Annotated in this window: 9 protein-coding genes; 3 read left to right on the top strand and 6 right to left on the bottom strand. The window is 46.5% G+C overall.

Features of this window, described 5'->3' with window-relative positions:
• Positions 1 to 60: 60 nt before the first annotated feature.
• From MHM93_RS17675 to MHM93_RS17665, 3 genes are all read right to left on the bottom strand, one after another.
• Positions 61 to 1,455, bottom strand: a complete 1,395-nt coding sequence (locus MHM93_RS17675) for a M20/M25/M40 family metallo-hydrolase (protein ID WP_239450037.1) — start codon at positions 1,453 to 1,455, stop codon at positions 61 to 63.
• Between the two features lie 114 nt (positions 1,456 to 1,569).
• Positions 1,570 to 3,639 carry a TonB-dependent receptor gene (locus MHM93_RS17670; protein ID WP_239450036.1) on the bottom strand — a complete coding sequence of 690 codons (2,070 nt, stop codon included), beginning with the start codon at positions 3,637 to 3,639 and terminating at the stop codon, positions 1,570 to 1,572.
• 51 nt (positions 3,640 to 3,690) lie between these two features.
• Positions 3,691 to 4,290 (bottom strand): DNA-J related domain-containing protein, encoded by a 600-nt coding sequence (locus tag MHM93_RS17665; protein ID WP_152440082.1) that lies wholly within the window; start codon positions 4,288 to 4,290, stop codon positions 3,691 to 3,693.
• Between the two features lie 72 nt (positions 4,291 to 4,362).
• Here MHM93_RS17665 and MHM93_RS17660 point away from each other — a divergent pair, with 72 nt between their 5' ends.
• Complete coding sequence (locus MHM93_RS17660) at positions 4,363 to 7,149, top strand: ATP-binding protein (RefSeq protein ID WP_239385987.1); 2,787 nt, start codon at positions 4,363 to 4,365, stop codon at positions 7,147 to 7,149.
• Here the strand turns inward: MHM93_RS17660 and MHM93_RS17655 are convergent.
• The 3 genes from MHM93_RS17655 to trxA all read right to left on the bottom strand — a co-directional run bounded on the left by MHM93_RS17655 (position 7,141) and on the right by trxA (position 10,280).
• A complete protein-coding gene (locus MHM93_RS17655) occupies positions 7,141 to 8,403 on the bottom strand; it encodes a methyl-accepting chemotaxis protein (protein WP_239450035.1) in 1,263 nt (420 codons plus the stop codon). The genes MHM93_RS17660 and MHM93_RS17655 overlap by 9 nt on opposite strands.
• 117 nt (positions 8,404 to 8,520) lie before the next feature.
• Complete coding sequence (gene rho / locus MHM93_RS17650) at positions 8,521 to 9,780, bottom strand: transcription termination factor Rho (RefSeq protein ID WP_022943569.1); 1,260 nt, start codon at positions 9,778 to 9,780, stop codon at positions 8,521 to 8,523.
• 173 nt (positions 9,781 to 9,953) lie between these two features.
• Complete coding sequence (gene trxA / locus MHM93_RS17645) at positions 9,954 to 10,280, bottom strand: thioredoxin TrxA (RefSeq protein WP_022943568.1); 327 nt, start codon at positions 10,278 to 10,280, stop codon at positions 9,954 to 9,956.
• Positions 10,281 to 10,371: 91 nt separating this feature from the next.
• On the opposite strand from trxA, the gene rhlB reads away from it, so the two are divergent.
• Positions 10,372 to 11,637 carry an ATP-dependent RNA helicase RhlB gene (gene rhlB, locus MHM93_RS17640; protein ID WP_053911841.1) on the top strand — a complete coding sequence of 422 codons (1,266 nt, stop codon included), beginning with the start codon at positions 10,372 to 10,374 and terminating at the stop codon, positions 11,635 to 11,637.
• A 55-nt stretch (positions 11,638 to 11,692) separates the two neighbouring features.
• On the top strand, positions 11,693 to 13,186 hold the full coding sequence (gene gppA / locus MHM93_RS17635; protein ID WP_239450034.1) for a guanosine-5'-triphosphate,3'-diphosphate diphosphatase: 1,494 nt from the start codon (positions 11,693 to 11,695) through the stop codon (positions 13,184 to 13,186).
• The last annotated feature ends 366 nt before the right edge of the window (positions 13,187 to 13,552 follow it).

Here is a 13,552-nt window from a genome sequence, read left to right as displayed (position 1 = left end):
ACATTCCTTGTTGCGCAAGTATTTTTCACACTAGCGCAACTAAAAAATGTTAGCAAGATTTTATTTTGCTTGAATTTTGTCCTTAGCATCGGCGGCCATATAGGCAAAAACGGCATACGCAGCGGTATTTTGCTTTAGCTTATGTGGTTCGATTTTATCTAGAGTGTCATCAGCGGTGTGATGGTAATCAAAGTAGTCGGTGCCGTCTTGATGCAAGGCAAATATAGGGCTCGATTGTGCTCGTTCAAACGGGATTAAGTCCGGCCCTCCTCGGGCTGAGTTTGCGCCGATATAGGTTACATCGAGAGGTTTCAGTTGTTCAGCAATCGCGCGCACTATGGGTAAGGATTGGGCATGCACGTTCGACTCGAACGCATACACGACATCGGCGCCAAAATCCGATTCGGCGGCGGCAACGATGTGATCTAACTCATCACTATGTGCTTTGACATAATCTTTAGCACCCCATAGGCCAAGCTCTTCAGCGGCAAAGAGGACAACACGAATACTTCGCTGCGGGCGTTTCACCTCTGCCACATGCTTTGCTGCTGCCATGGTGATTGCAACCCCTGCGCCGTCATCTAAGGCACCGGTGCCTAAATCCCATGAGTCAAGGTGGCTAGCTAAGAGAACGTACTCATCAGGTTTACTATGGCCAGTTATCTCACCAATCACGTTGTAGCTCTCGCCCTGTCCTAAGTCTTCGGTTTGTATATTGATGTGCACAGTGACTTGTTCGCCGAGTGCGATAAGTCGCGCAATTTGATCGGCATCTGGGTTGGCAATAGCCACATTGGGGATCTTGCTTACCCCTTCTTTATAGTGGCTGCCACCGGTATGAGCAAAACGGTGATGACTGGTGCTGACTGAGCGCATCATATAGCCAATTGCGCCTTTTTGTGCTGCGACAACGGCGCCTGAACTGCGTGCTTTCACTGCAGGCCCATAACCGTTGCCATCAATATCACGGTTCATGCGATAGTTCACATAGGCAATTTTTCCTGCTAGCGAGCCGGTGGGTGCAGCTTGTAACTCTGCCAGCGTTTCAAACAATACGATAGGGGCGGTGAGGCCGTCTTTTGCGGTGCTGACGCTGTTGCCTAAAGCCGTTAGATGCAGCGGTTGTTTGCTAGGAGTGAGTATATGTCCTGATTCATGATAGCGGCGCCAGTGCGGGAAATGGGCTTTTTCGAGCCATACTTTATCGAAGCCGAGCCGTTCGAACTGAGCTTTGGCCCAAGCAACGGCCTTTTTATCATTCTCGGTACCCGGCAGGCGAGGGCCGACCTCGGTGGTAAGGGACTCTACGAGCTGCCAACTTAACTCGCTGTTTTGTGCCTGCTGACGAATTTGTGCGGTGTGTTGTAATTGCTCAGTGGTAAATTGCTCTGCGGCTGCTTGCTGTATTGGCGCTAATGCGAGTAGGGGCAGTGCCAACAAAGAGACAAACTTCATGGTTGTTCCTAGGTCTTGAGATAAAAGTGTATTTAATCACATCCTTACTCATGGTGATAATTTATGCGGTAGGTCGGGAGGGAAGAAGGCCGCCGAGAGGCGACCTCTTTATGGTTAGAAGCTGAACTGGGCAGCAAGGCGGAAGTTCGTGCCTTCGCCAACAGTGACATTACTGACGCCACCGCCGGCAAGGTAGTCAGTATCAAATAGGTTCTCAATATTGAGTCTTAAGTCAATGTCATTACCGGCAAGCTTAAGCGCGTAGGTAGCACCGACATCGACGCGCGTATACGCATCTTTCTCAACGGTATTGGCACTGTCGGCAAAGCGTTTTCCGGTATAAAAAACACCAGCATTAAAGGCCAGGGCATCGTTAAGCTCATAGCGTGACCACAGTGAAGCCGACCACTTAGGTGCATCCGCAGGGCGGTTACCCTCATAATTCTCATCACGTTCGTATTGAGCATTTAGATACATGGTGGACGCCATGACGAAAAAACGATCGGTGACCGCGCCCTGTGCGGCGAGCTCTAGGCCCTTATGACGCTGCTCGCCCACCTGTGTAGTGATTGAATCATAATCAGGGTGTTCAACGAGCTCAGTGACTAAGGTGCCGTCTTTACTGATATCAAACAGTGAGCCGCTTAGCAGTAAACGGTCATCGAACAACTGCCACTTAGCACCGAGCTCTATTTGCTCAGAAGTCACAGCGTCAAGTTTCATATTATGATTCTTATCGGTTTCATTATTGAGCTTATCGGCGCCCTGCGGCTCGAAGCCTTCTGAGTAGCTGAGGTAAATCGTGGCGGTATCCAGTGGGTGGTAGAGTACGCCTAGTTTAGGAAGTACAGATTCATTGTCGGCACCGGTTTTATTTTGCTTATCGTAACGTCCACCAATAGAGACTTGCCACTGTGGGTTCACAGTGATCAAATCCTGAATATAGATACCATAGTAGTCATATTCTGCGGTGTATAAGCTATCATCGCTCTGATAGCTTACATTGGGGCGGCTTGGCTGTTGCTGCGCGAGCGTGTAATCCACTGCATCTGCGCGGGTGCGAAGCTGCCCATAATAGTAATCTAGACTATTGGCACCAATCAGTAGTTGGTGTTGCATATTGGCCAGCTTAAACTCGCCAACAAAGTCGATGTAGGCGGTAGTAAATTGCCAATCATCAAAGCGATCATAGGGGCGCGAGGTGTAGCTATCACCGACTTGGTAGTCGCTCGGTTTGCGCGGTGCTGACTCAAAACGTTGGCGCTCGAACGTTTGCTCGTTGTAGCCTACCTTCACCTGCCACTGGTTATTAATGAAATGGCGTACATCAAGACCGATATTTTCCACAGTAATATCAGTGAAAGCCCAAGAAAAATCGTAAATCGTTTTATCGTCACCGATAAGCTCGCCATCGTTGTTTAGCCAAGCCCCAGTGTCTAACCCTGTTTTATCATCGGTGCGGTCGTAATGTACACGTATTAAGGTGTCGTCCGTGAGGTCATAATCTAACACCACAGCGCCCAAAAAGCGGTCTCGTTCGCGTTCTTCGCCATTGGGGTATTCGCGCCAGAAGTTCACATCTTGCTTGACTAAAATGCCGCGTCCGCGCAGGCGTTCATCTTCGGTTAGTGCAGAGCTTGCATCAAGCATAAAGCGAGTGGAGCCGTGTTGATCGATATCTGCCGCAAGGTTAATAAATTGATTGGAGGTGGGCTTTTTAGTCACCATATTGACCAATCCGCCCGGACCAGACTGACCATAGAGGATACTCGAAGGGCCTTTGATAACCTCAACACGCTCAAGGATTTCAATTGGTTGTTGGTAATGAGACCAATGCTGGTGGCCATCGCGTAAGTAGCCAGTCGATGAACTTAAGCCAAACCCACGCATGTTGAATGTTTCTCGGTTACGCTGTTTCGAGCCCGATGTAAGGCTGGCGTCATTACTCAGTACTTCGCCGAGTGTGGTGGCCAGTTGCTCATTAACGATAGTGTCAGGAATAACAGTCACAGACTGAGCCGTCTCTAACAGTGAGGTATTTGTGCGTAAGGCGCCTGAAGCGCTATCCACTTTATAGTCGTTAAAATAGGAGCCGACGACTTCGATCTTTTCCATGTTTTCAGTTGCGAGAGTCGCGGTAGGGAAGGCAGCTGCGATTGCTAAGGTGAGCGCGTGGCGGTTCATAATAATTACCTAGATAAAAAACAACGTTGCGCATGTTAATGAAAGTAATTATCAATTGCAATTGTTATTTTTTACTCGTACATATTGAAGTAACTGTTGGTATTCATTATGAATTTGTTGAAAGTCTGCGTTACTGTGGGTGTTTTTATCCGGGTGGTGCGCCAGCGCAAGCGCGCGCCATCGCTTTTTTAGTGCCTGCATTTGAATCGGCTGTGACAATTTCCAACGTTTGTTAATACGTGCTAGGGTCGTATCGTCTAAAGTGTTAATGGGCAAGGCTTGCCAAAACTGGTCTAACAAGTCTATAACTTGCTCGCGAGATAAGGCGTAATTCTGCCAATTGAGGTAATATTCTCGCAATGAATCGTTGCTGCTAGGTCGTTGTTTTGGGTGGCCGTAAACGAGCTGAATATGTAAACTAGATATGGACAAATAGCAGTCGCTTTTGAGCAATTCATCTTGCAGCTGAAACAGTGCATTCATAATGATGAAGTTGCGTTTAGCTAAATCGGCCATGGAGTCTTCATCAAGGCGGCCAAGGTGACCGTGTGCTTTTAATTGGCTAGCCAGGGTATGGACTTTCCAACTTTGACCGTCCGTTAAGAGCGCTAAAATAGGCTCTATGAGTGGGTTGTAATGTGAGTCGTCCATAATAAAACCGTTAACGTAATTGAGATTGCCCAGCGTAGGGTGTACAGGGTTTAAAATACAGTGAAATGGAATATGTCGCAAAGGAAGCTCCCTCGGTTACTGGTGTGTATCCAGTTACTTGTATGCTCACTTTTTACTAGCCTGAGCTATGGTGATGCGCTGATTGACGATATTCGCTCCCAACCTCAGCAATTACAACGCGATTACGCCATCAGCAAACTCGCTCAACCTCTTTCTGAACCACAACAATTAGCAGTCAATGCCTTTATCGCCAAACAGTTTTTTGAAGACAGTAACTACGAAAAGGCAGCTCGCTACTATTTACGCGCAGAGCAACTAGCTGCAAAACACGGCACGGTAATTGAGCATTCGCGATATGCACAGATGCAAGGCGTTAGCCACTACTACCGGGGTCAAGATTTAACCGCTATTGAAGACTATCTTCGCGCCATCGAGATCATCGAGCAAATCGACAAACCCATTATTGCGGCCCATTTATATAATAATATTGGCCTGGCTTATTCTGGCGCAGACCAAATCGAAGCGGCCATCGCCTCTTATTCAAAGGCAAAAGAGCTTTACGATGAATATGGCGACGAATATGACCAAGTTAATATCATGCACAACATCGCCGTTGCTTACATGGACTGGTACCGCTTCGAAGCTGCGTTCGATATTTATGAGCAAATAGGTGATAGCTTTGAGCGTTTGGGCGATACCATAGGGCAAGCGCAAATGGAGACTAACTTAGGCTCTATTTACCAATCACGTATGGATTTCGAACAAGCAGAAATTTACTACCAAAAAGCTCTGGTGAAATACCAAGAAAATGGCGACCGCCCAAACCATATTGTCAATCTTATTCGCTTAGCTGAGTTAAACTTCGTGCAAGGACGTTTTGATGCCGCTTATACGCAAATGCGTGACGCCCAAGCGCAGGCTGAGGTAATGGATAATTTGCATTACAACAGCAATATTAAAGAGATTGAAGCCAAGTTGCTGTTCGCTAAAGGCCAATATAAGCAGGCACAGCAAGCGCTGCGAGAGGTTTACACCATGCGCGAGCAGGTGACCGATGACAAAGCTTCTCCTGCGATTTCCTTAATTGAATTACTCGTGACTGCGGCGCAGGGTGATCATGTCAAAAGCGCATTGCTATACGAGCGCTATGAGCGCCAGCAGCAAGAGATGCTAAGCAATAAAATAGCCAGTTCTTTGAATGATTTCCAAGCTAAGTACAATGCCACAGAACTACAACAACAGGTTGACTCGCTCAAGCAACAGCAACAGTTAGACAAACTCGAAGCGCAGCAGCGTCGTCAAATGACATTTCTAGCTGCAGGTATACTGATATTGGCTTTTATCAGTATAGTGCTGTTATTCCGGCGCTCTGCCGAGCGCAAAGCAACGGCAATGCTAGAGGATAAAGTAAAGCAACGTACCAAAGAACTGGAGGAGCTAGCCGATCAGCTCAGTGCGGCAAACGAAATAAAAAGCCAATTCTTGGCCAATATCAGCCATGAAATACGCACCCCCCTGACCTCTATTATGGGTCAAGCGCAAGCAATCATCGAAGGCGATGTGCCCGCCGAGCAAGTAGCCAAGGAGCTACGAGTTATCTACAACAATAGCCAACATCTTGGAGAGCTGATTAACGATGTACTCGATTTGAGTAAAATCGAGGCCAACAAGCTGGAGTTGGTTATTTCAACAGTGAGTATTTGTTCCTTGCTTGCGGATATAAATGCCATGTTCCAGCCAAGCGCATCACAAAAAGGCATTCTTTTTCGTATTAATAATAAGTTGCCAGCAAGCTTCGGCGCGGAGTTTGACTACATTCGAGTAAAACAGGTGCTGGTGAACTTATGCTCTAATGCGGTGAAGTTCACTGAGCAAGGTGAGGTTGAACTTGCTATTACTGCTGATGAGCAAGGCGTGTGCTTTCGTGTAAAAGACACCGGGATTGGTATTGCTGAAGATAAGCTTGATGCCATTTTCGCGAACTTTAGCCAAGGAGATAACTCAATCAGCCGACGCTTTGGTGGCACTGGCCTCGGCCTTAGCCTATCGCAGCAACTAGCGCAGATTATGGGTGGAGATATAAGCGTCTCCAGTGTTTTGGGACAGGGCAGTACATTTAGCTTCTATATCCCTTGTCGTTGTATGGAAATGGACGAGCGCAGTAACGACACGATTCAGGCAGCACGGGCCTTGAGTTTTTCCGGTGAGGTGGTACTGGCCGAGGATCATGAAGATAATCGTAGATTAATTGAGCGTCTGCTTACCAATCTAGGTATTAAAGTGCACAGCGCTGCCAATGGTGAACAAGCTGTAGAACTGACCTTGCAGCACTGCCCTGATTTAGTGTTGATGGATATCCAAATGCCAAAAATGGATGGTCTTGAGGCTCTTAATTTGTTGCGCCAATGTGGCTATACGCAACCGATCATCGCTTTAACGGCGAACGCCATGACCCATGATATTGAACGGTACAAAGCTGCTGGGTTCACTAATCACTTGGCGAAACCCATCGAAAAAGAAGAGTTTTGCCGCACCCTAGAACACTTTTTGAATGTTGAAATAGACGCTCGTGCGGCTCAGAGTGTGGATATGAGCGACTTACACGAAAGCTTTATGCACACCTTGCCAAGAGAGATCGAAAGCTTGGTTAGCGCACACGCTCGTAATGACCTCGATGAAATTAAGGCCGTCGCCCACCGCTTAGCAGGGGCTGCGCAGATGTTTGCCAGCCAAACCATTGCGGAGTTGGTATGCGATATTGAACTTGCGGCAAAGTATCAGGATAAAGAGCAAGTCGGCGTATTAATCGAAGACTTGGCAAATCTGGAACTAGAATAAATCAATATCACCCGTAAGATCCTCACTATGGCTCGTCTTTTGCGGCAGCGCATCTTTGTGTTTTCGGCTGGGATCATTACGTCTGCGGGTATCATAATGTTCTTCACTGGTAATAAATAAGCTTATCTTCTGCTCTATACACTGTGCGAGGTTGAGCAAGTCTTGTGATGATACCGATTGTATCCGCGAGCTAGGCAGCGCGTCTGAGTTGAGCTCTTGCATGGCATCGACGCAGCTTTGCGCTCTATCAGACAACGTATGCTGTTGCTGCAGTTGACTGCGGATTTGTTCTGAATGGGCGCTAATGTCGAGCATAGAATGCTCTATTTGGTCGACCTCGTTAGTCGCTTGCGCGGATAATTCAACGGTTTCCTGTGTCAGCGAGATGCTTTGTTGCATCAACTCGGTGACCCGCTGCGTCCCTTGCTGAATATGTTGCACCATTTCCCGCACTTCACTGGTGGATTTGGTCGTGCGCGCGGCGAGGTGGCGAACCTCGTCAGCGACCACAGCAAAGCCTCGACCCATTTCACCCGCGCGTGCCGCTTCAATCGCGGCGTTTAATGCCAGTAGATTGGTTTGTTCAGCAATGGCATTGATAACATCAATCACCGAACTAATTTTTTCACTGTCTTGTTGCAACTGCGCTAATTCATCATTGGTTTGTGCTATCTGTGATGACAGTGTTTGCATGCTGCGCTGGCTTTTATCAGCGTCGATTTTGGTTTGTTTTACTGAGTTTGTTGCCAGCTCCAACGAGCCACAAATATTATCAATGCCATCACCGAGTTGGGTCGTAATATGCATCATGTCATTAAATGAGTTTACCATGTCGTTACCATGGGTACTTTGCATCATCGCTTTTTGAGTTACTGAGGAATGGGTATCGGTGAGTTCATCAGCCATCGGAAGAAGGCGTGCAGCGCTGGCATGAATCTCCATGATTAAATGCTCAATGGTGGCTAAGCAGCTATTAAATACCAGATAAAATTGGGGAGTGTGTTTGCTGTCATCAAAGCGAAAACTGACGTTCACTTTTTCTCCATCTACCAAGTGCTGTGCTAGGGCAGCGGTCAGCTCATGGTCTTGTACAGAGCCTCGCTTCAAAACGTAGATAAATAAGGCGAGGATAACTACAGTGGGCAATAAAATAAGTGCGGTGTGCCACCACGATGACGTGAACTGGTAGGCCACTATCACTTGCGTGAATGTTAATACCGCCACAAAGAGAAGGTAAAAATTTCTAAGATTCATTAGCTTACTGATTATATTTTGCCCTATCTAAGATATAGACTAATCTCGTCTAGGCGCAAAATAAAAAAGGCCGCGACTGCAAAACAGTCACGGCCTACGAGTAAGTTAAAGCAGTTATTACTTGCGCTTCATCGAATCAAAGAATTCATCGTTGGTTTTACACATGGCAAGCTTGTCGATGAGGAACTCCATGGCATCGATTTCCGACATGTCATGGACAATCTTACGTAAAATCCACATCTTCTGAAGCTCATCTGCCTTGGTAAGTAATTCTTCGCGGCGTGTACCTGAGCGGTTGAAGTCAATTGCTGGGAATACGCGTTTCTCTGCAATCTTACGGTTAAGGTGCAGTTCCATGTTACCTGTACCCTTAAACTCTTCGTAGATGACTTCATCCATTTTTGAGCCGGTATCAATTAGAGCTGTAGCGATGATGGTCAAGCTACCCCCTTCTTCAACATTACGCGCTGCACCGAAGAAGCGTTTTGGTTTATGTAGCGCATTCGCATCAACACCCCCGGTCAGTACTTTACCTGATGATGGGATTACGGTGTTATAGGCGCGGGCTAAACGGGTAATGGAGTCTAAAAGAATAACCACGTCTTTTTTGTGTTCAACCAGACGTTTGGCTTTCTCAATCACCATTTCGGCTACTTGTACGTGACGGCTGGCAGGTTCATCAAATGTTGACGCTACTACTTCACCTTTCACCAAGCGCTGCATTTCTGTTACTTCTTCCGGGCGCTCGTCAATCAGCAAAACCATCAACTCACAATCAGGCTGATTGTAGCTGATAGACTGGGCAATGTTTTGCAGCAACATGGTTTTACCCGCTTTTGGCGGAGCGACAATCAGGGCTCGTTGACCCTTACCAATTGGTGAGGCTAAATCCAGCACCCGTGCGGTGATGTCTTCGGTACTACCATTACCACGCTCCATGCGTAAACGTTCGTTTGCGTGCAGTGGAGTAAGGTTTTCGAAGAGGATTTTAGTACGGGAGTTTTCAGGTTTATCGAAGTTAACTTCGTTCACTTTTAATAGTGCGAAGTAGCGTTCGCCATCCTTAGGTGGACGAATCAGTCCCGCAATCGTATCGCCAGTACGCAAACTGAAACGACGAATTTGGCTTGGCGAGACGTAAATATCATCAGGGCCGGCTAGGTACGAGGCTTCAGAGCTACGTAAAAAGCCAAAGCCGTCTTGCAAAATCTCCAAGACACCGCCGCCATAAATGTTTTCACCGCTTTTGGCGTGCGCTTTTAAGATTGAGAAGATAATATCTTGTTTTCTAAGGCGGGCTACGTTTTCTAAGCCCATAGACTCGGCTAGTTTTACAAGTTCTTTGATAGACTTGTCTTTCAGTTCGCGTAAATGCATATTGGTGGGTTCTTTAACTATTTATCGTCTCGAAATGGAAGTATCCCGAGTGAGGTTTTTGGATAAACTTAGGATTGTTGGGGTTATAAACTAGCAGCTCGAAAGCGCATCGTCCAGTGTTTAAACACAATTGTAGAGTAAAAAAGGGCCAAAGCCCTTTTTTAACGGCGTGATTACAGGTTGTTCTCTAAAAACTCAACTAGCTGAGCTTTAGATAATGCACCTACTTTCGTTGCTGCAACTTGGCCATCTTTAAATAGCAATAAAGTTGGAATACCACGAATACCGAACTTAGGTGGAGTGCCTGCGTTTTGGTCGATGTTGAGTTTGCCAATGCTTACACGGCCGTCAAATTCGCCAGCTACTTCGTCAAGGATTGGCGCAATCATTTTACAAGGTCCGCACCATTCAGCCCAAAAGTCGACTAGTACAGGCTTGTCTGATTGCAATACGTCAGCGTCAAAGCTGTCGTCAGTTAATTGGATAATTTTATCGCTCATCACGTTCTCCGTTAATTTTGGCGAATTTATTTAGTGCGTATTTAAACACTCTTGTTTCTTATTGCAAGTTTAAGCGTTATGCTTTATCGCTATGAATAAGACACATTTAACCGATAAAAAATTTGCAGACTTTGCTTTAGCACCGGAAGTGGTTGCCGGATTGCAAGCAAGTGGCTTTGAATACTGCACGCCAATTCAGGCAAAGTGTATGCCATACATTATGGCTGGCCAAGATATTGCTGGTCAGGCACAAACGGGCACCGGCAAGACTTTGGCGTTTCTTACGGCCACTTGCCATTACTTATTGCGTAGTCAAAAGCCATCGGGTCAGCAACCAAGAGCCCTGATCATGGCTCCCACTCGGGAGCTCGCGATTCAGATCCACAAAGACGCAGAAATCTTGGCGCCACACTGCAACCTTAAACTAGGTTTATTATATGGTGGCGAGGATTATGAAAAACAACGGGCACAGCTGGAAAAAGGTGTTGATATCTTAATTGGCACCACAGGACGATTGATCGACCTTTATAAGCAAGGTTGTTACACCCTGAATGATATCGAGGTAGTCGTCCTTGATGAAGCCGACCGTATGTTTGATCTTGGCTTTATTAAAGACATCCGTTATATGTTTAGGCGGATGCCGGAAGCAAGTGAGCGACTGAACTTATTGTTCTCGGCGACACTGTCTTATCGTGTCCAAGAGCTTGCGTTTGAGCACATGACAAATCCAGAGCATGTGCAAATTGAGCCGGATGTGAAAACGGGTAAGCGTATTCAAGAGGAGCTGTTCCATCCTTCACAAGAAGACAAGATGAAGCTGCTGCTAACCTTAATTGAAGAAGAATGGCCAGATAAAGCGATTGTATTTGCTAATACTAAACACAGTTGCGAAACGGTATATGCTTGGCTTAAAGCTGACGACCACAGAGTTGGGCTATTAACAGGCGACGTTAATCAGAAAAAACGTCAGTCTATCCTGGCGCAATTCACTAAAGGTGATTTAGACTTTCTGGTAGCTACGGATGTAGCCGCTCGCGGATTGCATATCCCGGAAGTAAGTCATGTATTTAACTATGACCTACCGGATGACTGCGAAGACTATGTGCATCGCATCGGTCGGACTGGGCGCGCTGGTGCTTCAGGACACGCTATTAGCTTTGCCTGTGAGCAGTATGCATATAACCTTCAAGAGATAGAAGAATATATAGAGCACAGCATTCCATTATCCCATTATGACAAGAGTGCATTGTTGGATGACATCAAAGCACCAAAAATGATTAAACGCCGAGGGCCGCAAGGACGCTCTCGTAATGGCGGTCGAGGCCAAGGGCAAAATCGGCGTCGTCAGCCGCGTTAGAAGTAAATGATCCCCAAGCTTGGCCTATGCCAAGCTTTTTTTGAGGTAATAACAAGTGGTGAAACCTTCCCTCCAAGATGATTTATATGCGGTAATCGATCTTGGCTCAAACAGTTTTCACATGCTGATAGCTAAGACCGTTGCTGGCTCTTTGCAAACAATTGGTCGGGTTAAACGTAAAGTACGTCTTGCTGCAGGGCTAGACGCGCAAATGTGCCTGAGCCAAGAGGCGATGGAGCGCGGTTGGGAGTGCTTGGCCTTATTTGCTGAACGCTTGCAGGATATTCCTGCCCATCAGGTGTGCATTGTTGCCACGGCGACGCTGCGCTTAGCCACTAACGCCGAAGAGTTTAAGAATCGTGCGCAAGAGATTCTCGGTCACCCGGTGAATGTTATTAGTGGTGAAGAGGAAGCTAAAACCATTTATCAAGGCGTTGCACACACTTCTTCATGCAGTGGCAAACAACTAGTTATTGATATTGGTGGCGCGAGCACCGAGGTGGTGATCGGTGAAGGGTCCCACCCTATACATTATCAAAGCCTCAATATGGGATGTGTTACCTACCTAGAAGCTTATTTCAAAGACGGCGCTTTAAGCCAAGAAAACTATAATGCTGCTATTGCTGCGGCGAAAAATATTGTCGAGCCGATCGCCGCTAAGTATAAACACACCGGATGGGACTATGCCGCTGGTGCATCAGGCACCGTACAAGCAATCCAAGAAATTATGGTCGCACAGCGTCAGGACGAAACACTGACCCTGGATAAGCTCCATGATATTCGGCAGCTAACGGTACAATATAGCAATATTGATAGCCTTCAACTTCCTGGCTTAAGCGAAGAACGTCGTTTGGTCTTTGTCTCTGGATTAGCAATCCTCATTGCTATCTTTGAAGTGTTAGAAATTGAAGCGATGGGCTTGGCCGGTGGTGCGCTTCGCGAAGGGGTGCTCTATAGCATGATCCCTGAACTACAGCGTAAAGATATTAGACAACGTACTATCGACAGCTTTGTTACCCGTTACCATGTAGATCATAGCCAGGGTGAGCGCGTAGCCTGTATTGCCAAATTACTCGCCACACAACTGGCCAATGATTGGCATTTGAATGAGACTGATCACGCTTTGCTGCATAGCGCCGCAAAACTCCATGAAGTGGGTTTATTAATTGAATATAAGCAATATCCAAAACACGGCGCTTATATTCTTAAAAATACCGATATGCCAGGGTTCACTCGTCAACAGCACTTATTAGTGACTATGTTAGTGCAAAGCCACAAGGGGGACTTGAGTGCAAACCAGTTTGAGTCCCTTGGTGCGCACCAACAATTAGCGATATGTTTGGTTAGAGTTTTGCGTTTAGCTGTTATTCTCTCTATGCGCCGTAAAGATGATGTACTACCGCAACTAGCCATTAATGCTCAAGGTGAGGCACTCATCTTATCTATAGACTCGCAATGGTTAAAGCAACACCCGCTTATGCTAAGCGAACTTAACCAAGAGGCACTCTACCAACGTAATGCTGGTTGGAAGTTAACCATCCAACAATAAAAGTCCTACAATAAAGCCGCCGAACAGCGGCTTTTTGTATTAATTTAAGCCGTAATGCCTAAATTAAAAGCAAACGATCTGTTTTTTGCAGTTTTCTTTAAAAAAGGGGTTGCGTGGAAATCGAATCTCCCTATAATGCGACCCCACTGAGACGGCAGGCAGCAACGCATAGCGAAGCGGTAGCTAATCAGGGAGTCAAGTAAAACTAAGTTTTAAAAGACGCATTGAAAAATGCAAACTTCTTAAAATAAAGTGTTGACAATAAAACAGGGTTGAGTAGAATGCACAGCCCTCGAGACGCGAAAGCAACTCGAAACCGGGTAACCGGACTGTTCTTTAAAAATATGAAGCAATCATCTGTGTGGG

Origin of the sequence: Pseudoalteromonas sp. MM17-2 (genome assembly GCF_022347945.1) — a bacterium.
GTDB lineage: Bacteria > Pseudomonadota > Gammaproteobacteria > Enterobacterales > Alteromonadaceae > Pseudoalteromonas > Pseudoalteromonas ruthenica.
This window is presented reverse-complemented; position numbering and strand designations above follow the sequence as displayed.

Bases quoted from the DNA above. Each gene is read 5' to 3' on its own strand.
- MHM93_RS17675 (WP_239450037.1), bottom strand. From the start codon at position 1,455: ATGAAGTTTGTCTCTTTGTTGGCACTGCCCCTACTCGCATTAGCGCCA.
- MHM93_RS17670 (WP_239450036.1), bottom strand. From the start codon at position 3,639: ATGAACCGCCACGCGCTCACCTTAGCAATCGCAGCTGCCTTCCCTACC.
- MHM93_RS17665 (WP_152440082.1), bottom strand. From the start codon at position 4,290: ATGGACGACTCACATTACAACCCACTCATAGAGCCTATTTTAGCGCTC.
- MHM93_RS17660 (WP_239385987.1), top strand. From the start codon at position 4,363: ATGTCGCAAAGGAAGCTCCCTCGGTTACTGGTGTGTATCCAGTTACTT.
- MHM93_RS17655 (WP_239450035.1), bottom strand. From the start codon at position 8,403: ATGAATCTTAGAAATTTTTACCTTCTCTTTGTGGCGGTATTAACATTC.
- rho (WP_022943569.1), bottom strand. From the start codon at position 9,780: ATGCATTTACGCGAACTGAAAGACAAGTCTATCAAAGAACTTGTAAAA.
- trxA (WP_022943568.1), bottom strand. From the start codon at position 10,280: ATGAGCGATAAAATTATCCAATTAACTGACGACAGCTTTGACGCTGAC.
- rhlB (WP_053911841.1), top strand. From the start codon at position 10,372: ATGAATAAGACACATTTAACCGATAAAAAATTTGCAGACTTTGCTTTA.